The organism is Streptomyces ureilyticus, from assembly GCF_011045025.1.
GTDB classification, from domain to species: domain Bacteria; phylum Actinomycetota; class Actinomycetes; order Streptomycetales; family Streptomycetaceae; genus Streptomyces; species Streptomyces ureilyticus.
In genome coordinates, this window is record NZ_JAAKZX010000175.1 from 1 (window position 1) to 20,787 (window position 20,787).

Sequence of the window (20,787 nt, forward strand, 5' to 3'; positions counted from 1 at the left end):
CCGCATGCAACGTCCGCGGCAACACCCCCTGCCCCAGCGCCAACACCATCTTGATCACACCCGCCACACCCGCCGCCGCCTGCGTATGCGCGATATTCGACTTCACCGACCCCAGCCACAACGGCCGATCCACCGGCCGGTCCTGCCCATACGTCGCCAGCAACGCCTGCGCCTCAATCGGATCCCCAAGCGTCGTCCCCGTGCCATGCGCCTCCACCGCGTCCACGTCCCCGGCCTCCAGGCGCGCACTGGCAAGCGCCGCCCGGATCACCCGCTGCTGCGACGGCCCATTCGGCGCCGTAATTCCGTTGCTTGCGCCGTCCTGGTTCACCGCACTGCCGCGGATCACCCCCAGCACCTGATGCCCGTTCCGCCGGGCATCCGACAACCGCTCCAGCACCAGCACACCCACACCCTCGCCCCAGCCCATGCCGTCGGCCGCCGCCGAGAACGCCTTCGACCGGCCGTCGGGGGACAGTGCTCCCATGCGGCCGAACTCGACAAGGCCCTTCGGGCTGGCCAGCATGGACACGCCGCCGGCGAGGACCAGGGAGCATTCGCCGGCGCGCAGTGCCTGGCCGGCGAGGTGCAGCGCCACCAGCGACGACGAACACGCCGTGTCCACCGTCACCGCCGGGCCTTCGAAGGCGAACGCATACGCGATGCGGCCCGAGATGACGCTGCCCGCGCTGCCCGTGACGGCGTAGCCTTCGGCGCCTTCCGGTACGCGGTTCTCGGCGGTGGCGTATCCGTCCGCGCCGGCGCCGACGTAGACGCCGACCGCCTGACCGCGCAGGATCGCCGGGTCGATGCCCGCTCGCTCGAGGGCTTCCCAGGACGTTTCCAGCAGCAGCCGCTGCTGCGGGTCCATCGCCAGCGCCTCACGGGGTGCGATGCCGAAGAAGTCCGCGTCGAAGTCACCGGCGTTCCGGAGGAACGCGCCATTCCGTACGGACGTCGTGCCGGGTGTGTGCCCGTCGGTGTCGTAGAGCCGTTCGAGGTCCCAGCCACGGTCGGTGGGGAGCCCGCCGACGATGTCGTCACCGGCCGCGATGAGCCGCCAGAGTTCCTCCGGGGACTGGATACCGCCCGGGAGGCGGCAGGCCATGCCGACGATCGCGACGGGGTCGTCGTCCACGGGTTTCACCGGTGCGGGGGTGTGGCCTCGTCCGGCTGTCCGGGCCGCCTGCCGTGCCTCGCCGGTGGCTGCGGTCAGCAGGTGCCGGGCCAGGGCGGAGGGGGTGGGATGGTCGAAGATCAGGGATGCGGGCAGTGGCAGCCTTGTCGCCTCGGCGAGCCGGGTGCGCAGTTCCACGGCCGTGAGGGAGTCGAAGCCGAGGTCCCGGAACGCCAGGTCGGCCTCGACCTCCTCCGGGGTGTGATGTCCGAGGACGGACGCCACTCGGGCGCGCACCAGGTCGAGGACGACGCGCTCGTGCCCCGCCTCGGGTACTCCGGTGAGGCGGCGTGCGAGTTCCGGCTCCGGTTCGCCGTCGCTCCGCCCACCGGACTGGACGGCGGTCGCCGCGGGGGCCGGGCGGGCCTCGGGCACCTCGTCCAGCAGCGGACGTGGGCGTGCCATGGTGAACAGCGTGGCGAATCGTTCCCAGTCGACGGCGCTGATGACGACGGACGTCTCGTCGTGGTCGAGGGCCTGCCGCAGGGCCTGGAAGGCCAGGCGGGGGTCGAGACGGGGCAGCCCCTGGCGCAGGGACCGCTCGGTGAGCAGGTCTCGCGTGGCCGTGTCGTCGTCCCGGTCGTTGAAGGCGTCCCAGATGCCCCACGCCACCGACGTGGCCGACAGTCCGGAGGCCCGGCGCTGCTCGGCCAGTGCGTCGAGGTAGGCGTTGGCCGCCGCGTAGGCGCCTTCGTTGCCGCTGCCCCAGGTGCCGGCGACAGAGGAGAACAGGACGAAGGCGTCCAACTCGTCGGTGCGGAACAGCTCGTGGAGGTGGTGTCCGCCCGCGACCTTGGCGCGGACTGCGGAGGCGTAGCGGTCCACCGTGGTGTCCGCGAGCAGGCCGACGGCCGGGGCCATGGCCGCGTGGATGACGGCCCGGATGGGCGGCCCCTCGGCCCGCAGGTTCTGGACCAGGGCGGTGAGCGCTTCGCGGTCCGCCACGTCGCAGGCGGCGATCGTCACACGGACGCCCTGTGCCTGGAGTTCGGCTCGCAGTTCGGCGGCGCCCGGGGCGGCCTCGCCGCGTCGGCCGGTGAGGACGATGTGTTCGGCGCCGTTGTCGGCGAGCCGGTGCGCCAGGTGGCCGCCGAGCGCTCCGGTTCCGCCGACGATCAGGACGGTGCCGCGGGGTTTCCAGGTGCGTGGCGCGGGCGTGTCGCCGAGGGGTGCCCTGACGAGACGGCGTACGAGGATGCCGGAGGTGCGGACGGCCAGCTGGTCCTCCGCCTGGTGACCGGTGAGTGCGGTGCACAGGTGTTCCAGTGACCGCTCGTCGGGGTTGTCGGGGAGGTCGACGAGGCCGCCGTAGCGCTGGGGGTGTTCCAGGCCGATCACCCGGCCCATGCCCCAGATCTGCGCCTGTTCGGGACGCCGTACGGGATCGTTTTCCGCAACGGAGACGGCGCCTCGGGTCACGCACCACAGGGGGGCGTCGATGCCCGCGTCTCCGAGTGCCTGGGCGATGCTCAGGGTGGCGGTGATTCCGGAAGCGAGGTCGGGGTGTTCGGGGTGCGGGGACTCGTCCAGTGCGAGCAGGGACAGTACTCCGCCGCAGGTCCGGCCGTCCGGGGTGGCCCGGCTGAGCAGTTCGGTGAGTGCTGCCCGGTCGTCGCCCGCGGGATCCACGGGTATGTGCGCCACGTCCGCGCCGCGGTGGGTGAGGGCGTCGAGAGCGGCCTGGATCCAGGGGTGGCCGGTGTTCCGCCGCGAGGTGACGACCAGCCAGGTGCCGGACAGCCGGGCGGGGGCGGGGGGCCGGGGCATCGGCTTCCAGACGACGCGGTAGCGCCAGGAGTCCAGGACGGAGCGGTCCCGGAGCTTTCGCCGCCAGGAGGCCAGGGCCGGGAGGAACTGTTCGGCGTCTCGATGGCCGGTTCCGGGGCTGTCGGTGTCCGGGGGGAGTTCGAGGGTGCGGGCAAATTCGGCGAGGTCGCCCTGCTCGACGGCAGCCCAGAAGCGGGCCTCCGCCGGGTTGCCCCCCGTGGACGTTTCGGCGGCGGGGCTCGTTCGGCTCTCGAGCCAGTACCGCTGCCGCTGGAACGCGTACGTGGGCAGGGCCACTCGATGTCCTTGGGGCACCAGCGCCTTCCAGTCGACCTCGACACCGTGGACGGACGCCGTGGCCATGGCGGTGACGATCGCCTCGTGCTCGGGCCGGTCCTTGCGCAGCAGCGGGATCGCCACGGCGTCGGTACGGCCGTCGGGTACCTCGATCAGGGACTCCTGGCTGAGGGCGGCCAGGGTCCCGTCCGGGCCGACTTCGAGGAACGCGGTCACGCCGAGCCGTCGCAGCTCGCGGATGCCGTCCGCGAACCGGACGGCGTCACGGGCGTGCCGCACCCAGTACCCGGCTGAGCACAGTTCGCCGGGCTGGGCCCGCCGCCCGGTTACGTTGGACACCATGGGGATCCCCGGCTCGTGGTAGGTGATCTCCTCTGCCAGGCGTCGGAAGTCGTCGAGCATGCCGTCCATGTGTGCGGAGTGGAACGCGTGACTCACCTGCAGCCGCCTCGTGCGGTGTCCCCGTTCGGCGAGTACGGCGGTCAGCTCCAGTACGGCGTCCTCGTCACCGGAGACGACCGTGGCCCGGGGGCCGTTGACGGCGGCGATGCCGAGCCGGTCCTGGTGGGCGGAGCCGGCGATGGCCTCGGTGACCTCCTCTTCGGGCGCCGACACGGCGACCATGGCGCCACCCGGGGGCAGGGCCTGCATCAGCCGGCCGCGGGCGGCGACCAGGCGGGCCGCGTCGGGGAGCGAGAACACTCCGGCCGCGTATGCGGCGGTCAGCTCGCCTATGGAGTGGCCCATCACGTAGTCGGGCTCGACTCCCCAGTGGCGCAGCAGCCGCAGAAGAGCGACCTCCACCGCGAACAGCGCGCTCTGCGTGTACCGGGTCTGGTCCAGCAGCCGGGCGGTCTCCGAGTCCGGCGCGGCGAACATCACCTCGCGCAGTGGCCGCTCCAGCCGGCGGTCCAGTTCGTCCGTCACCTCGTCCAGGGCAGCGGCGAAGACGGGGTGGCGGTCGTACAACTGTCGGCCCATGGCGGCCCGTTGGCTTCCCTGTCCGCTGAACAGGAAGGCTGTCATGCCGCCCTGCCCTGCCCTGCCCTGTATGACGCCCTCGGTGTGACGTCCTTCGGCGAGTGCCGTCAGGCCGGTGAGGACGGTGTCCCGGTCGTCCGCGGGGGCCAGGAGCACGGCCCGGGTTTCCAGCAGGGAACGGGTGGTGGCCAGCGAGTGCGCGATGTCCACGGGGTCCAGGTCCGGGCGCGCGGCGACGAATTGCGCCAGTCGCGCGGCCTGACCGCGCAGCCCCGCGCTGCCGCGGGCTGACACCACCCACGGCACGAGCCCGGACGACGGGGCGGGCGCCGCCGTACGGGTGTCCTCCGCACGGCCGACGCGGGTGGCCTGTTCGACGAGGACGTGGGCATTGCTGCCGCTGAAGCCGAAGGAGGACACGCCCGCCCGGGCCGGCCGGCCGCGCTCCGGCCAGGCGCGGCGCTCGGTGACGAGGGAGACGGGCAGCCTCTCCCAGTCGATCCGGCGGGAGGGGGTGTTGATCAGGTGCGGGGGGATCTCGCGGTAGTGCAGCGAGAGGATGACCTTGAGCAGGCCGGTGATGCCGGCTGCCGCCTCCAGGTGGCCGATGTTCGCCTTGGCCGAGCCGATGTACAACGGTGCGCGCTCATCGCGTCCGGGGCCGAGGGCCTGCGCCATGGCGTGCACCTCGATGGGGTCGCCCAGGGGAGTGCCGGTGCCGTGCGCCTCCACGTAGTCGATGTCGGCGGGTGCCCAGCTCGCACGGGCCAGTGCCTGGCGGATCAGGGCGGTCTGCGCCGCCGCGTTCGGGACGGTGAATCCTCCGCTGTCACCGTCCTGGTTGACGGCGGTGCCGCGCAGCACGGCGTAGATGCGGTCGCCGTCGCGTTCGGCGGCGGCCCGTGGTTTGAGGACGAGTGTGACCGCGCCCTCACCTCGCCCGTAGCCGTCCGCCGCCTCGTCGAAGGTTTTGCAGCGGCCGTCGGGGGCGAGCGCCCCGCCGGCGGACATCGCCACCGACACGGTGGGCGACGCGATGACATTGACGCCGCCGACGAGAGCGACCTCGCAGTCGCCCGCCCTCAGCCCCTGGCAGGCGAGGTGCACGGCGGTCAGCGAGGCCGAGCAGGCGGTGTCCACCGCGAGGCTGGGTCCGCGCAGTCCGAGGAAGTACGACAGCCGGCCCGCGGAGGCGGCGAAGGTGTTCCCGGTGCCGTAGTAGAGGTCGATGTTGGCCATGTCGCGGGTGAGCAGTTCGTGATAGTCGGCCGTGTTGAGGCCGACGTACACCCCGACCTGGCGCCCCGTCAGGTCGGGCGCGGGGTATCCGGCGTCTTCCAGCGCTTCCCAGGACACTTCGAGGGCGAGCCGCTGCTGTGGGTCAAGGGAGACGGCCTCGCGGGGCGAGATGCGGAAGAACGCGGCGTCGAAGCCGGAGACGTCGTTCAGGTAGCCGCCGGCAGTGGGTATGCCCGGGCCCGCCTCGGCCCAGATCGGGTCGTCACGGCGGTGCGGTGGCGGGCTGGACACGGCTGAACGGCCCTCGGTGAGCAGTGACCAGAAGTCCTGGGGCGAGGAGGCGCCGGGGAGCCGGCAGGCGATGCCGATGACGGCGATGGAGCCGTCCTCGCCGGAATCGGTGGCGCCGGCGGAGGGCGCGGGCTGTGGGGTCTCTTCTCCGGAGCGGTGCCGCGACAGCTCGGTGAGGTGGGCGGCCAGGGCCTGAACCGACGGGTGCTCGAAGACCACGGTGGAGGGGAGCGTGACCGCGAACTCCGCTTCGAGGCGCTTGTGGAGCGTTACGGCGGTCAGCGAGTCCATGCCCTGCTCGAACAGGCCCCGCCGGTGCGGCAGCGGCTGGCCCGGACTGAGGCCGAGGACGTGCCGGACGCAGGTGTCGACCCGCTGCGCGACCTGCGCGGAGGGCCGGGCGCCGTCGACGGCCACCGCAGGCCCGTCGGGTCCGGACGGTGCGTCGAGCGCGGGGCGGGCGGCAGGCTCTGGTGCGGCGTCCGGTACCGCTGTGGGGGAGCCGTTCGGCGCGGGTTGCCGGCGCTCTCGCAGCGCGGGCAACCAGTACCGCTCGCCGTGCCAGGAAGGCACCGGCAGGTCCCGGTACCGGCCCGGCCTGCCGGTGACCTGCTCCCAGTCCACCGCCGCTCCGGCGACGTGGAGCCGGGCCAGTGCCTTGTGCAGTGCCACGGGGCCGGGCTCGTCGCGACGCAGAGTGCCGAGTACGGCGCTGTCGCGGCCGCGGCGCCGTACGGCGTCCGTCAGCGGTCGGGTGAGGACCGGGTGCGGGCCGATCTCCACCAGGACACAGGGCTCCGGCTCGGCCAGGAGGCGGTCGATCGCCGGCCACAGCCGGACGGGTTCCGTGACGTTGCGGCCCCAGTACGCGGCGTCGAGTCGGCCTGCGTCGGTGTGGGGCTCGACGCTGGACAGCAGGCGCAGGGCCGGGTCGTGCGGAAGGAGGCCGGCGATCGCCTCCTTCAGGCGCGGGCCGCACGCGGCGACGAGCGGGCTGTGGAACGGGTAGTCGACGCGGGTACGGCGGCAGGGCAGTCCGCCGCCCTCCAGGGCTTGCACCGCCGCCTCCACGGCATCGTCCGGCCCGGCGACGACGACCGACTCGGGGCCGTTCACGGCGGCGACGACGACCGGGAGTCCGCTGTCCGCGAGGAGCCGCTCGACGGTGTCGGGAGCGCCTTGGACAGCGAGCATGCGCCCGGTGCCGGCGGTTTCCTGCAGGATCTGCCCTCGGCGCACGATCAGCCGCATGGCGTCCGGGAGATCCAGCACCCCGGCCGTGTGGGCGGCGGCGATCTCGCCGACGCTGTGGCCCACGACGGCTGCCGGGGTGACTCCCCGCCGGGCGAGCCAGCGGGTCAGGGCCACCTGCACGGCGAAGATGGCCGGCTGGGCCAGGTCCGTACGGTCCAGGCCGCCGTCCTCGTGCCGCCGCAGCGTGTCGATCAGGGACCAGGACGCCTCGGCGCGGATCAGCGCGTCGCACTCGTCGAGCGTTTCCCTGATCTCGGGCTCGCTGCGGTGAAGGTCGGTCGCCATGCCGGGCCACTGGCAGCCCTGGCCGGAGAAGACGAAGACCGGCGCGGGTTCCCCCTCGGCGCCGACGATGCCCGAGCAGGCGCCGTCGGGCAGTTCGCCGGGGTCGTCGAGTGCCGCGTTCAGCCCTTCCCGGTCGGCGGCGACGGCGGCGAAGCGGTGCGCTTCATGGGTGCGCCGCGTGGCGGCGGAGGCGAGCAGGTCGCCGAGCGGCTCGTCCTGCTGTGCCAGTCGTTCCCGCATCGCCGCGATCTGGCCGGCGAGACCTTCCGGGCGGGCGGCGGAGACCAGCAGGACGTGCGCACCCGGCGCCGGTGGTCCGGCGGCCGGTTCGGCCCCGTCGGGCGGAGCCTCAGCGATGACGTGGACGTTGGTGCCGCTGAGGCCGAACGCGCTGACGCCGGCGCGCAGACGGCGGCCGGTCCCGGCCGGGTCGGTGGCGGTCAGGTCGGTGCCGGTCAGGGGCACTGCGATGCCGCCGCCGCGCCAGTCGACGGCGGGGGTGAGTTCATCGATGTGGGGCTGCACCGGTGCATGACCGGTGGTGATGACCCAGATCGACTTGAGCAGTCCGGTGATTCCGGCGGCGGCGTCGGTGTGCCCGAAGACCGCCTTGTGCGAGCCGAGGAAGAGCGGCTTGCCGCCGGTACGGGCCGTGCCGTAGACCTCGGACAGGACGCCCAGCTCGATCATGTCGCCGAGGGGGGTGCCGGTGCCGTGGGCCTCCACGTAGTCGACGTCGTCCGGCCCGAGCCCCGCGTTGGTGAGGGCCGCCTGCAGGACGGCCGCCTGCGCCGCGGCGTTGGGGGCGGTGAGGCCGAGGCTGCCGCCGTCGTTGTTGACCGCGGAGCCGCGGATGACGGCATGGATCCGGTCGCGGTCGGCGACGGCGTCCGTAAGCCGTTTGAGGACGACGACGCCGCAGCCCTCGCCGCGGACGATGCCGTCGGCCGAGGCGTCGAACGGCCGGCACCGGCCCGAGGGCGAGACAGCTCCGATGCGGCTCATGAATACGCTGATCTCGGGGCTGAGCAGCAGGCTGACGCCGCCGGCGAGCGCGGTGTCGACGTCGCCGGCCCGCAGGCTCTGGCAGGCCTGGTGCACGGCGTAGAGCGAGGAGGAGCAGGCGGAGTTGACGGCGACAGCGGGCCCTCGCAGGTCGAACGCGTAGGCGAGGCGTCCCGCCGCGAAGCTGAACTCCGTTCCGGTGACGTAGTGCGGGCCGATGCCGTCGAGGCCGACGGCCTTCGTGTGCAGGAGGTGGTAGTCGCCGGCGAGCAGGCCGACGAAGACCCCGGTGCGGGAGGCGCGCCATTCCTCGCGGGGGCGTCCGGAGTCGGCCATGGCCTCCCAGGCCACTTCCATCAGGAGGCGGTGCTGCGGGTCGATGGCGGCTGCCTCGCGCGGCGTGATCCCGAAGTACGCCGGGTCGAAGCGGTCGATGTCGTCCAGGAACGAGCCGGAGTGGTTGGTGATGGTGCCCGGCCGCTCCGGCTCGGGGTCGTGCAGCTCACGTGCCCAGCGGTCCTCCGGAACCGGCCGAAGGACGTCGGTGCCCGACCTGAGCACGCTGCCGAGAGAGCCGAGGTCCCGCACGCCGCCGGGCAGGCGGCATCCCATGCCGACGACCGCGATGGGCTCGGCATGGCGGGAGGTCACGTCCGTGCTGGCGACCATGGTCCTGAAACGCCTTTCGCTCTGACTTGCCCGGGCGGAGTACGACCCGCCTGGTCAGGCCAGGCGGGCGACCATCGCGGTGATGCTGCGCACGTCCCTGAGGTTGTCCGCGTGGATCTCACGGGGCGGGACGACGACGCCGAACTCCTCGCGCAGGAAGCCGATCAGTTGCGCGACTCTGAGCGAGTTGAGGACTCCCCACTCCAGCAGCGGTGAGGTGTCCTGCAGCTCGCCCTGCGGGTCTCCGTCGAGAAACTTCTCGCGGATGTACTCCGCGATTCGCTTGGTCATCTCCTGGTCAGGCATGACGTCACCTTTCGCTCGCGTGCGGCTGCTCAGTCGGGTGGGACACGACGGCCTCGGCGCGCGCCGCCTCCGTGAGGGCGGCGCGGTCGGTCTTTCCGTTGCGGTTGTGGGGCAGTTGGGAAAGGAAGTGGATCTCGTCGGCGAGCATGTAGCGGGGCAGTCGCTGTGCCGCGTGCCGCCTGAGTCCCAGAACCCCCACCTCGCGGCCTCGCGCCGGGACGACGTACGCCACCAGCCGGGCGTCCATGCCGCTGCCCGCGACGACGACGGCGGCCTCCGCCACGTCGTCGTGCAGGGCGAGCACCGTCTCGACTTCGGTCGGCTCGACACGGTGTCCGCGCACCTTGACCATGTAGTCGCGACGGCCGAGGTACTCGAACGAGCCGTCGGGAAGCCGCCGGACAAGGTCTCCGGTGCGGTAGGGCCCCTGGTGCGGTTGCACACCCCAGTAGCCGAGCATCACCGTGGGACCCTCCACGAGCAGTTCGCCCACCTCCCCCACAGCGGCCGGCCGGCCGTCGGGGGTCTCGGCCCACGCGTGGTCGCCGCTCACGGGGGTGCCGATCGGCAGGGGCCGGTCGTTTTCCACGTCGGCGGGCCCGACCTCGTGACGGAGGCACACATTGGTCTCAGTGGGACCGTAGAGGTTGAGCAGGCGTGCGCCGGTCCAGCGCGCGAGTGCGCGCACCTGCGGCAAGGGGAACGGCTCGCCCGCGAACAGCACCGCGCGCAGCGCTTCAGGGGCGGGGCGGTCGAGCAGTGCGCCGTCTCGCATCAGCAGCGTCAGAGCGGACGGCACCGAGTACCACACGGTGATCCGCCACTGGTGGATCAGTTCCGCCAGCTGCGCGGGGGCGTAGGCGAGTTCGGAGGGTATGAGGTGGACCGAGGCGCCGACGGCGAACGCCGCGTACAGGTCGAGGACGGACAGGTCGAAGGTGAACGGCGCGTGGTTGGCGAAGCGGTCCTGTGGCCCGGGGCCAAGCTCCTTGACGGCCCAGTCGACGAACGCGCGTGCGTTCCCGTGGCTGATGCAGACCCCTTTGGGGGCGCCTGTCGAGCCCGAGGTGTAGAGGATGTAGGCGAGGTCGTCGGGTGCGACCTCCGCGTCCACCGGGGCGGCCTCGGGGTCCGGTTCCTGCGCCAGGTCGGCGCTGGGCAGCAGGGAGCCGAGAGCGTCCCGGAGCACGGCGAGCCGGTCGGCAGAGGTGAGGACGGCGGCGGCCGTGCAGTCGCGTGCCATGGCGGCGACGCGGGCCACGGGCACGGCGCCGTCGGCGGGCACGTAGGCGGCGCCGAGCCGCAGCACCGCCTGCATGGCCACCACGAAGTCCGGGGACTTGTCGGCCCACAGCACGACGCGGTCCCCGGCAGCGACTCCCATCGCGCGCAGCCGGTGGGCAAGGGCGTTGGCTGCGTAGTCGAGTTCGGCGTAGCACAGGTCGCCGGTGGGCCCGGCCACGGCCGGCCGGCCGGGTTCCCTGGCGGCGGAGTCGATGGCCAGCCGGTGCAGGCTCATGGCAGGACCGTCCCTTCGGCGGCCCCCAGGCGGGGGCGACTCGGGCTGTGCCGTTGGCTCGTACGGTTCACAGGCCGAGCCCTCTCGCGACGACTTCCCGCTGGATGTCGGTGGCGCCGGAGAAGATCCCGCCGGGTACGGAGTCCCTGAGGTGCTGTTCGATCCCAGCGGACCTGAGGTATCCGTCACCCCCGAAGACCTGGATGGCGTCGAGGCTGTTGGCCACGGCGGCCTCGGAAACGGCGATCTTGGACAGGGCGACCGCCTCGTTGTGGTCGCGGCCTCCGTCGAGGAGCCAGCAGGCGCGGTACAGCAGCAGGCGGGCACTCTCGAGCCGTTGCTTCATTCCGGCGATGCGGTGCGAGACGGCCTGGAACTCGCCGATGGCACGGCCGAACTGGCGCCGGGTGCGCGCTCGTTCGACGCACTGCTGTAGTTGACGCTCCATCAGGCCCAGGTAGACGGCGAACAGGCAGCCGCGTTCCCACGCCATCGAGTGCTGGAAGACGGCCGTGCCCTGCCCCTCCCGGCCCAGCCGGTGGGTCTCGGGCACCCGGCAGTGCCGGAAGAGCACTCGCCCGGCCGGGCAACCGCCGAGGCCCATCTTCTCGAAGGGCTCACCGGTGGCGACTCCGGGAGCGGTTCTTGGCACCGCGAATGCCGTGATTCCGAGGAAGCCGGCGGCGGGGGCGGTCGTGGCGTAGGTGACGAACACGTCGGCGGCGGGGGCGTTGCTCGCGAACGACTTGTCGCCGTGCAGCACATAGCCCCCGGGCTCCTGCTCGGCGGTCACGCCGAGACGGGAGAGGTCGGAGCCGGCCTCGTCCTCCGTCATGGCGTTCGCCGCGATCAGCTCGCCGGACGCCAGTCCGGACAGCAGTTCACCCCGGACGTCGCCGTCGGCGAAGTCGCGAATCGGAACAGCGCAGGCCAGCAGGTGGGCGGCCACGGCGAACACCAGCCCGGTGTTGGGGCAGGCCCGGCCGAACGCCTCGAGGCACAGCGCGGTGTCCAGCGCTCCGAGACCGCCCCCGCCGTACTCGGCGGGCATGCACAGCCCCGTGAGCCCGATCTGCGCCGCGCTTTTCCACTGCGTGCGGGTGAAGGGCAGCTCCGACAGCATGCCGGGCCCGCCCAGCTGCTGCGTGACTTCGGCGGAGACACGGTCGTAGCGACATCGCTGTTCATCGGTGAGGTCGAAATCCACTGACGCGGTACCTCGCATTCGTGCCGGACAATTCCGCCGTTTCTCACGGACACGCTACGGGACCGGCACCGGGTTTAGTCAGCCCTTGGTAACCCCTAAAATCACCCCTGAAACCCCTACGGAATCACCCCGCACAAAGCCCCTACCCCTATTTCTGCGGACAGGTGACGTAAGGCGCTGGTACGGGTTGCCGCATTGCCGCCGCGGCAGATAAGTTGCCGGGAGCAGCGACTCGGCCACAGACCTTCCTCAGACGGGACGGATTCGCCATGGGGCACCTCTCGGAGATAGCCATCAGCCTCAACAAGGCGTTCAACGCGGGTGATACGGAAAGACTGCGGGAACTCATCTCACCCGATGTCGTCGCCCATCTCGCGGGGACGTCGAGCGACGCCGAGCACCCCCCGGGCACGCCGCGCGACCGGGAGGGCTTGCTGGGCATGTGGCAGCTCACCCGGGCGTTCTTTCCCGATCTCCATTCCACCCTGGAGGAAATCGTCGAGACCGGGGACGTGGTGGCCACCAGGTCCGCGGTCCGGGGCACCCACACTCTGGATTTCATGGGAATGCCGCCGACGGGAAAGACCTTCGAGATGATGACGATGAACATGAACCGGGTGCAGGACGGAATCATCGTCGAACACTGGGCTCTCAGTGACAACGTGACCATGCTGGCGCAGCTCGGCTACAAGTTCACGGGTACCTCCTGACGCCCGGCGTTCGACCCTGGAGCTGAGCTGGCAATACAGGCCCATGGCCCTTGCCGCTCCCTGCAGGATCTACAGACACTCCCTCGCGCACCAGCTATTGATCAACTCAGCGTAAGAAGTCGCGCGGAATCACTCCGCACGACCAAGCGGCATCGCTGTGAGTTCATGCCGGCGCCCCCGCAAGTCTCGGAAATTGCGCGGACCGTGTCGCGTGGTCCGGTTCGTCTCCTATTCCATGAACCCGAGCAGGCTATGACGCACAGTCCTCGATCGTGCCTTGACCCGTCCTCGTACCGTCCTTCGCCCGGCACGGGTATGGCGATAAATGCATAACAGAGAGTGTTGACGGAAGCACGTCAACATGGAATGGTGCAGTCAACAGCGCGAGCTGACACCCGTACACACACGGAACAAGCCTAACTGCGCACGTGCCGCCATCATGCGCGAATTATGGGGATCTTCCTCTCCAGCCCCCGGCAAACCGCTGCCCAGAGCACCCGGCAACTGCATCCAGGGCGAGGGGCATCTGCGGATAAACGTGTGAACGGCGTGCGTGCCAGCTCCTCCAGGAAAGGCACGATCTCCACCGAGAAAGGCAAGGAATGACTTCTCAGCCAGCCGGCCAGTGGATTCTGGCGTTCGACGCTTCATGCTGCAAGTGCAGCAAGGTCGCACAGCAGGTCCAGCAGTCCAGCGGCGACAAGCTCGACATCAAGCCCCTGTCCGATCCCGAGGTGACGGCCTGGCGCACGCAGGCCCTGGGCGACAACGCCCCCTTCGCCCCGACCCTGATCAGGCTGGAAGAGGGCGGCAAGGCGCGAGCCTGGACCGGGTTCGCCATGGCGGCACGGATGGCCACGCTACTCGGTCCCCGCTCCACGCTGCGATTGATGGCCGCACTCGGCGCGGTGCGCAAGGGAACGGCCGCACCGGCGGACAAGGGCGGCTCGTCGGGGATGGGACGTGGACAGTTCCTGCGCCTGGCCGGCGCGGGTGCGGTCGCAGCCCTGTTCGCCGCGAACGCGTCTCCGGCCGCCGCCAAGGAGCTGACTGAGGCTCAGAAGTGGGTCCAGGCGAACAAGGCCAAGCTCCCGCAGACCTACAGCACCTTCGCGCGGTACGACATGGCGCACCGGAAGGCGATCTACGCCGAACTCAGCCCGTCGGTGCGCAGCAACATGTGGGTGGACCACCTCAAGGCCTACCGTGCCGCTCACCCCGATCTGTCGGCCGACCAGGTTGAGATCATCGACCGGACCGTCGAACTGGCGCGTCAGGAGTCCACGTTCAGCGGCGAGCCGACTCCCGAGCTCGAGCAGCAGTTGCAGGCTCTGCGGGACCCCGCGATCGCCGCCTTCGGCAAGGCGGAGGCAGGGGCACTGCTGGCAACGCTCGGCCCGGCTCCCGCTGCCGCTCCCAAAGCAGCGAAGGGCGTCCTGGCCGAATGCGACTGCAACTGGCCGAACGACTACTGCGATTCGGGCAACTGTGTGAAATGCCAGAACTGCGGTGCCTGCTGTACGTGCCACAGGGGTTGCGGCCATCTCTGGGTGCAGACATGCAACGGAGAGTGCACCAACTAGCACTGTGAACGAAAGTCGTGATCTATACAAATAAGGACAAACAATGACTTCTCATTCAGCCGGCCAGTGGATTCTGGCGTTCGACGCTTCATGCTGCAAGTGCAGCAAGGTCGCACAGCAGGTCCAGCAGTCCAGCGGCGACAAGCTCGACATCAAGCCCCTGTCCGATCCCGAGGTGACGGCCTGGCGCACGCAGGCCCTGGGCGACAACGCCCCCTTCGCCCCCACCCTGATCAGCGTCGAAGAGGGCGGCAGGGTACGCGCCTGGACCGGGTTCGCCATGGCGGCACGGCTGCCCAGGCTGCTGGGACCGAGCACCACGCTGCGACTCCTGGCCGCGCTGGGCGCGCTGCGCAAGGGAACGGCCGCACCGGCGGACAAGGGCGGCTCGTCGGGGATGGGGCGTGGACAGTTCCTGCGCCTGGCCGGCGCGGGTGCGGTCGCAGCCCTGTTCGCCGCGAACGCGTCTCCGGCCGCCGCCAAGGAGCTGACTGAGGCCCAGAAGTGGGTCCAGGCGAACAAGGCCAACCTCCCGCAGAACTATGCCGCGTTCACCCGTCATGACGTGACATACCGCAGGGCGATCTACACCGAACTCGCCCCGTCAGTGCGCAGCAACATGTGGGTGGATCATCTGCAGGCCTACCGTTCTGCCCACTCCGACCTGACGGCCGACCAAGTTGACGTCATCAACAGGGCCATGAAACTGGCCCGTCGGGAAGCCACCTTCAACGAAGAGCTGACTCCCCAGCTGGACCAGCAGGCGCAGGATCTTCGCGATCGCGCCATCGCCGCCTTCGGCAAAGCTGAGGCAGGAGCACTGCTGGCAACGCTCGGCCCCGCTCCCACTTCGGCGGAGCTGGCCGCGTCGGACTGCACGTGCGCCCAGTTCTCCGACTACTGCGACAGGGGGAACTGCGTGCAGTGTGCCTACTGCGACAATTGCTGGTGTAAGTGCAACAGGGGCTGCGGCACTCTCTGGGCGTACAAGTGCCAAGGAACGTGTGAGGACTAGCGGACCAGGACTAGGCACGCCTTCGACACCGCGGGCTGCGGCGGACCGACACCCCTCGGTCCGCCGCAGCCCGCACGGCAGCCGGTGAGCCGGTTGGCCGGTGGCAGATCACGGCGCAGAGGTATCGGTGGGACGTCGTAGACCGCCCCCAGAACCTACGGAGTCCACCGAACCGCGTCCTCCAGCTCCAGCACGAACTCCAGGCCCTCACTGCGGCAGTCCGCCGCGGACCTGAGGATGTTGCGCTGGATCGACTCGATGCCCCAGTCCTCCACACACTGCCGCATGGCAGCCGGCGCCGAGCCCGGGGACCGCACCATGTGATCGACGATGCCGAGCTTCCGCCGCGCGGGTGCCTCACGGGTCCGAGTTATCGCCTCGGGATATCGAAAAGGCCAGCATTAACAGCAAGAACCAGCGTCAACCGAAAGAACTCGAGACGAATGACGATATGTCCCGGCAGGAGGCGACACGTCGCGGTCTCCGCGAGCATCGGCGCTGCGGTCTTCGGTCATGCTTTCCTCCCCGCGCCCGGGGCCCGGCACCATCCAGCCGCTCGCCTTGTGGGGTGTTGCCGACGTAGCCTTCTGCGCTGGTGTTGATTCGGGCGCTGGTCCCGATATCGTTGGGTTTCTTTTGGGAGTTGCTGGCATGGTTGCTGGTCGTGTGGTGCGGTTCGACAGTGCGCGGGGTTATGGGTTCATCGCTCCGGACGATGGTGATGAGGACGTCTTCCTGCACGTCAACGACTTGAGGATGCCGGAGCACCAGTTGCATCCGGGCCTCGTCGTCGAATTCGAGGTCGCGGAGGGAGACCGCGGGCCGAAGGCCTCGGCTGTGAGGCCGGCCGCGGGAGCCAACGGCAAGCCGCGGGACGTCGCCGCGGGATCCCTCGCGGGGCCCGTCAGACAACTGGACGGCGACGATTCACTGTGCGACGTGCTCACCGCGAACGAGTACCTCCACGAGGTCACCGAGGTCCTGCTCTCCGCAGCCCCCTCACTGACCGGGGAACAGATCCTCCAGATTCGTCGCGGGCTGCTCCAGTTCGGAAAGAACCACGGGTGGACCGAAGACTGAGAGATCACGGCAGGGCGCCTACTGAGAGGCCTACCGACCCTTCACCCGGCACCCTCGGGGCAGCACCCGTGGACGGAACGGCTCCACTCCACGACCCTCGGCACCCGCACCGGCTCGATCGGCAGCATCACACGCCGCCCCCGTTATGTTTTCCGCAGTCCTGCAAGAGGGCCGCTGGCCTCCGGGCCCGGCATGGCTGTGTCCCCTGTCGCATGTGCTGTCTTGGCTCTCGATCAGCACGGCGTACGCGCTTGGTTCTCGCAACGCACGGCAGGCAGCTCACCCGACGGTGTGGGCGGTCCGGGGCACCCTCGGAGGAATCAGGTGAACACCCCGGCGTACACCAGGAATTGGGCACCCAGCCCCGCGACAGCGAGCGCCTCCATCACGGACACCGCCAGCAGGCCCCCGGTGATCTGACCACCGGCCCAGTACACAACGAGCCCCGCCAGCGGCACGACGCAGAAGGCGAGTAGATCGATCCCGCACTGGATGGCTTTGCGGGAGGCCCTTCGGGAGTCACCGCGGTGGGCGGTCTCCCAGCCGAAGGCGCCCTCAGTACCGGCGAGTTGGGCCAGCCGAGGCCCCAACTCGCCCCGTACGTAGGCCCCGATCGCCGAGATCTTCTCGTCGTTCACGAGGTAGGTCCACCCGAGAACGACACACACCGGCGGCAGCGCGAGCAGCATCGAGGCCTGCTTGGCCTGGGCGGCAGCGGCGATGACGGCGGCCACGACCGCGAGGGTGACGTACAGCAGATTGTCGCGGAAGCCGATCCGTGCCTTCTGCTCGTCCTTCACGCTCTCGTACTCGGCGAGCAGCAACTGACCTGTGGTGACGTCTTGTTCCGGCACGTCTCTCTCCCCCTTCTCGACGCCCGACGTCCCTGCTGGTCAGGCGACTCGGCAGTACCTTAAGCGGGTGCCGCAGCCTGGAGACACCGCGGCGGACGTCCGTGCCAAGCCCGAACCCAAGCCGCTGCAAGGTCATTGACCTGACTAGACCACCGCTCTTACGTTCACGAGGCAGCCAACTTGGCCACAACGACGTCGGCCAGTAGGAGGTCGTGCCCGTGCGCCCCACCGCCGCTCCTCTCCTCCTCGCAACTCTGCTCGCCGCCACCGCTCTCTCCGCCTGCGGCAGCGGCTCCGGAAGCGACCCGGACACCATCGAGGTCTCCTTCAAGCAGTCCACGGACAACTCGATCAAGGTCCTGGACACCTATCTGGCCGACATGAAGAAGCAGTTCGAGAAGGCGAACCCGGGCAAGAAGGTCAAGCTCGTCCCGATCAAGGCGCCGGACTCGGAGTACTACACGAAGCTCCAGCAGATGCTCCGCTCCCCCAAGACGGCCCCGGACCTGGTGTACGAGGACACGTTCCTCATCAACTCGGACATCACGAGCGGGTACTTGAAGCCCCTGGACCCGTACCTGGAGAAGTGGAAGGGCTGGGACCAGTTCATCGACACGGCCAAGGCGGCGGCCAAGGCCGAGGACGGCAAGACGTACGGCGTACCGGACGGGACCGACACCCGGGGCCTCTGGTTCGACAAGGGAATCTTCAAGAAGGCGGGCCTGCCGGAGAACTGGCAGCCGAAGACGTGGGACGACGTCCTCGAAGCCGCCCGGACCATCAAGCAGAAGGTCCCCGGTGTCATCCCGCTCAACGTCTACACGGGCAAACCGGCAGGCGAAGCCTCCGCCATGCAGGGCTTCGAAATGCTCCTGTACGGGACGGGCAACTCGGCGAGCGAAGACGAAGACCCCCTCTACGACACCGCCTCCAAGAAGTGGATCACCGGCAGCCAGGCCTTCAAGGACGCCCTCACCTTCGTGGAGACCGTCTACAAGGAGAAGCTCGGCCCCGACGTGTCGGACGCCCTCGACCCCAACATCGCGACCAGGGTCCGCGGTGAGTTCCTCCCCGAGGGCAAGCTCGGCATCAACCTGGACGGCTCCTGGCTCCCGCAGGACTGGCTGGAGGGCAGCGGCCACGAATGGCCGGAGTGGTCGGAGAAGCTGGGCCTCGCGGCCATGCCGACCCAGAACGGCCAGGCCCCCGGCAAGGTGAGCATGTCGGGCGGCTGGACCTGGTCGATTCCCTCCAAGGCGGCCAACCCCGACCTCGCCTTCAAGTTCATCGAGACGATGCAGACGAAGGCGAACGCCCAGAAGTGGTACATCGCCAACTCCGGTATCGCGGTGCGGAAGGACGTCGCCGAGGACCCGGAGTACGTGAAGGCGCAGCCCGGCATCAAGTTCTTCACGGACCTGGTGTCCAGTACGCACTACCGTCCCGCCTACCCCGCGTATCCGAAGGTCTCGACGGCGATCCAGGAGGCCATGGAGGGCGTGACGACGGGCGACAGCTCGGTTGAGGAGGCGGCGAGCGGCTACGACGAGGAACTCAAGTCGGCCACGGACAACCAAGTGATCAAGAAGTGAGCGAGAAGCGGGAGCTGAGCGAGAAGGTGAGCAAGCAGCGGGAGTTGGGCGAGAGGGTCGAACGAGAAGTGAGCAGCCGTTCATGACCGCCGCGCCCCCGGCCGGTCCCGGCGTCGTCAAGACCGCGCCGGGACCGACCGCCCCACCGCCCACGCCGAAGAGCCGCTCCCTGCGCCGCGCACTCACCCGCGCCCTCCCCGTCTCCCCCGCCGTCGTCCTCCTGGTCCTCTTCCTCGCGGGCCCCATCGCGTACTGCGCCTACATCGCCTTCACGGACCTCCAGCTCACCGGCCAGGCCGAGTCGTCCTTCGTCGGCTTCGACAACTTCCGCGACGCTTTCCAGGACGCGGCGTTCCTCAACGCCGTATGGCTGACGCTGGTGTTCACCGTCCTCAGCTCCCTCATCGGCCAGAACACCCTGGGCCTGGCCCTCGCCTCGCTGATGCAGCGCGCGTCAAAGCCCGTTCGCACGCTCACGGGCGGCATCGTGATCACGGCCTGGGTACTGCCGGAAGTCGTAGCAGGTTTCCTCCTGTACGCCTTCTTCCGCCGCGAAGGCACATTGAACGCCATTCTGGACTGGCTGCATCTCCCGTCCCAGAACTGGCTGTTCACGCTTCCCATCCTGGCCGTCTCCTTCGCCAACGTATGGCGGGGCACGGCTTTCTCGATGCTGGTGTATTCGGCGGCGCTGAATGAGATCCCGAAGGAGATCACGGAGGCGGCGGAGGTCGACGGTGCGGGTGGTTGGCGGCGGATGTGGCACATCACGCTGCCGATGATCCGTCGGTCGATCGGTACGAATCTGATGCTCAACACGCTTCAGACGCTGTCGGTCTTCGGCCTGATCTGGGTCATGACGAGAGGCGGCCCGGGAAACCGCAGCCAGACCCTCCCCCTCTTCATGTACGAACAGGCCTTCCAGAAAAGCATGATCGGGTACGGGACTGCCGTGGCGCTCTTGCTTCTGGTGGTCGGTTCGCTGTTCTCGGTCGTCTATCTGCGACTGCTGCGGACGGAGGTCTGAGATGCCCATAGCTCCGACCCTCAAGTCCCGCCGCGCCAAACGCCGTTACGCCGCCGACGCCGGCCTCCTCGTCGTAGCGGCCGCCTTCATCCTGCCGCTGGCCTGGGTGGTCCTCTCCGCCCTGGACCCGGACGCCAACCTGCAGGTAAAGATCCCCGACGGCGTCACCCTGGACAACTTCGACGCCGTACTCGAACCCGACATCACCTTCACGCCCCTGCTCAACAGCCTGATCCTGTGCGGCGGGGCGACCCTGCTGACGGTCGTCTGCGCGGCTCTGGCGGCCTACCCGCTGTCACGGTTCCGGTCCCGGCTCAACCGGCCGTTCCTGCTGACGATTCTCTTCGCCACGAGTCTGCCGATCACGGCGATCATGGTTCCGGTGTACGCGTTGTTCGTGCAGGTGGACCTGATCGACACCATGCAGGGCACGATCTTCTTCTTCGCGGCTTCTCAACTTCCTTTTGCCATTTGGCTGATGAAGAATTTCATGGACGGGGTGCCGAAGGAGTTGGAAGAGGCTGCCTGGACGGACGGCGCGTCGTCGTTCCAGTCGCTGCTGCGGATCGTGCTGCCGCTGATGGGGCCGGGGGTGGGGGTGGTTACGGTCTTCTCGTTCGTGATGATGTGGGGGAACTTCTTTGTGCCGTTCATGCTGCTGCTGAGTCCGGATCAGATGCCGGCTTCGGTGAGCATCAATGACTTCTTCGGGAATCGAGGGACGGTGGTTTATGGGCAGTTGGCTGCGTTCTCGGTTATTTACTCGACGCCGGTGATTTTGCTGTATGTGCTGGTGGCGCGGCGCCGCGGACCGCATCGTCGTCGACCTTCGAGTCGGCGCTGCCCGAGGAGGTCGCGGGGCCATATCGCGCTGCACTGACGAAGCTCCAGGAGGCCGCGCCGCCGATGCCGACCCGCACGGTGCACAC

The 20,787-nt window shown here is 69.5% G+C and carries 13 protein-coding genes; 7 read left to right on the plus strand and 6 right to left on the minus strand.

Features of this window, described 5'->3' with window-relative positions; translation table 11 throughout:
- The 4 genes from G6048_RS48900 to G6048_RS36385 all read right to left on the minus strand — a co-directional run.
- Positions 1-8,965 (minus strand): type I polyketide synthase (locus tag G6048_RS48900; protein ID WP_206342559.1); only part of this gene is annotated, 8,965 nt, incomplete at its 3' end.
- A 54-nt stretch (positions 8,966-9,019) separates the two neighbouring features.
- Positions 9,020-9,271, minus strand: coding sequence for an acyl carrier protein (locus tag G6048_RS36375; RefSeq protein ID WP_165343863.1), 252 nt, complete (start codon positions 9,269-9,271; stop codon positions 9,020-9,022).
- 4 nt (positions 9,272-9,275) lie between these two features.
- Positions 9,276-10,790: an amino acid adenylation domain-containing protein gene (locus G6048_RS36380; RefSeq protein ID WP_165343864.1), complete on the minus strand. Its 1,515-nt coding sequence runs from the start codon at positions 10,788-10,790 to the stop codon at positions 9,276-9,278.
- A 67-nt stretch (positions 10,791-10,857) separates the two neighbouring features.
- Positions 10,858-11,997 (minus strand): acyl-CoA dehydrogenase family protein, encoded by a 1,140-nt coding sequence (locus G6048_RS36385; protein ID WP_165343865.1) that lies wholly within the window; start codon positions 11,995-11,997, stop codon positions 10,858-10,860.
- Positions 11,998-12,266: 269 nt separating this feature from the next.
- On the opposite strand from G6048_RS36385, the gene G6048_RS36390 reads away from it, so the two are divergent.
- The 3 genes from G6048_RS36390 (at position 12,267) to G6048_RS36400 (ending at position 15,305) form a co-directional block, all read left to right on the plus strand.
- Complete coding sequence (locus G6048_RS36390) at positions 12,267-12,707, plus strand: ester cyclase (RefSeq protein ID WP_165343866.1); 441 nt, start codon at positions 12,267-12,269, stop codon at positions 12,705-12,707.
- Positions 12,708-13,309: 602 nt separating this feature from the next.
- Positions 13,310-14,290, plus strand: a complete 981-nt coding sequence (locus G6048_RS36395; RefSeq protein WP_165343867.1) for a bacteriocin fulvocin C-related protein — start codon at positions 13,310-13,312, stop codon at positions 14,288-14,290.
- Positions 14,291-14,333: 43 nt separating this feature from the next.
- Positions 14,334-15,305, plus strand: a complete 972-nt coding sequence (locus G6048_RS36400) for a bacteriocin fulvocin C-related protein (protein ID WP_165343868.1) — start codon at positions 14,334-14,336, stop codon at positions 15,303-15,305.
- 155 nt (positions 15,306-15,460) lie between these two features.
- Here G6048_RS36400 and G6048_RS36405 read toward each other — a convergent pair whose 3' ends face one another.
- Positions 15,461-15,625: a hypothetical protein gene (locus G6048_RS36405; RefSeq protein ID WP_165343869.1), complete on the minus strand. Its 165-nt coding sequence runs from the start codon at positions 15,623-15,625 to the stop codon at positions 15,461-15,463.
- 331 nt (positions 15,626-15,956) lie between these two features.
- On the opposite strand from G6048_RS36405, the gene G6048_RS36410 reads away from it, so the two are divergent.
- Positions 15,957-16,385 (plus strand): cold-shock protein, encoded by a 429-nt coding sequence (locus tag G6048_RS36410; RefSeq protein WP_165343870.1) that lies wholly within the window; start codon positions 15,957-15,959, stop codon positions 16,383-16,385.
- A 320-nt stretch (positions 16,386-16,705) separates the two neighbouring features.
- Here the strand turns inward: G6048_RS36410 and G6048_RS36415 are convergent, their stop codons facing one another.
- Positions 16,706-17,239, minus strand: a complete 534-nt coding sequence (locus G6048_RS36415; RefSeq protein ID WP_165343871.1) for a hypothetical protein — start codon at positions 17,237-17,239, stop codon at positions 16,706-16,708.
- Positions 17,240-17,451: 212 nt separating this feature from the next.
- Here G6048_RS36415 and G6048_RS36420 point away from each other — a divergent pair, with 212 nt between their 5' ends.
- The 3 genes from G6048_RS36420 (at position 17,452) to G6048_RS36430 (ending at position 20,738) form a co-directional block, all read left to right on the plus strand.
- The gene (locus G6048_RS36420) at positions 17,452-18,831 is read left to right on the plus strand and encodes an extracellular solute-binding protein (protein WP_165343872.1); all 1,380 of its coding nucleotides are present in this window, start codon (positions 17,452-17,454) and stop codon (positions 18,829-18,831) included.
- An 82-nt stretch (positions 18,832-18,913) separates the two neighbouring features.
- Entirely contained in the window at positions 18,914-19,858 is a 945-nt protein-coding gene (locus G6048_RS36425) for a carbohydrate ABC transporter permease (RefSeq protein WP_165343873.1), read from the plus strand.
- Between the two features lies 1 nt (position 19,859).
- Complete coding sequence (locus tag G6048_RS36430; protein WP_235990824.1) at positions 19,860-20,738, plus strand: carbohydrate ABC transporter permease; 879 nt, start codon at positions 19,860-19,862, stop codon at positions 20,736-20,738.
- The last annotated feature ends 49 nt before the right edge of the window (positions 20,739-20,787 follow it).

Excerpts from the sequence above, each read along its gene's own strand:
- G6048_RS36400 (WP_165343868.1), top strand. The coding sequence starts at position 14,334 with ATGACTTCTCATTCAGCCGGCCAGTGGATTCTGGCGTTCGACGCTTCA.
- G6048_RS36410 (WP_165343870.1), top strand. The coding sequence starts at position 15,957 with ATGGTTGCTGGTCGTGTGGTGCGGTTCGACAGTGCGCGGGGTTATGGG.
- G6048_RS36380 (WP_165343864.1), bottom strand. The coding sequence starts at position 10,790 with ATGAGCCTGCACCGGCTGGCCATCGACTCCGCCGCCAGGGAACCCGGC.
- G6048_RS36425 (WP_165343873.1), top strand. The coding sequence starts at position 18,914 with ATGACCGCCGCGCCCCCGGCCGGTCCCGGCGTCGTCAAGACCGCGCCG.
- G6048_RS36430 (WP_235990824.1), top strand. The coding sequence starts at position 19,860 with ATGCCCATAGCTCCGACCCTCAAGTCCCGCCGCGCCAAACGCCGTTAC.
- G6048_RS36375 (WP_165343863.1), bottom strand. The coding sequence starts at position 9,271 with ATGCCTGACCAGGAGATGACCAAGCGAATCGCGGAGTACATCCGCGAG.
- G6048_RS36395 (WP_165343867.1), top strand. The coding sequence starts at position 13,310 with ATGACTTCTCAGCCAGCCGGCCAGTGGATTCTGGCGTTCGACGCTTCA.
- G6048_RS36405 (WP_165343869.1), bottom strand. The coding sequence starts at position 15,625 with ATGGTGCGGTCCCCGGGCTCGGCGCCGGCTGCCATGCGGCAGTGTGTG.
- G6048_RS36390 (WP_165343866.1), top strand. The coding sequence starts at position 12,267 with ATGGGGCACCTCTCGGAGATAGCCATCAGCCTCAACAAGGCGTTCAAC.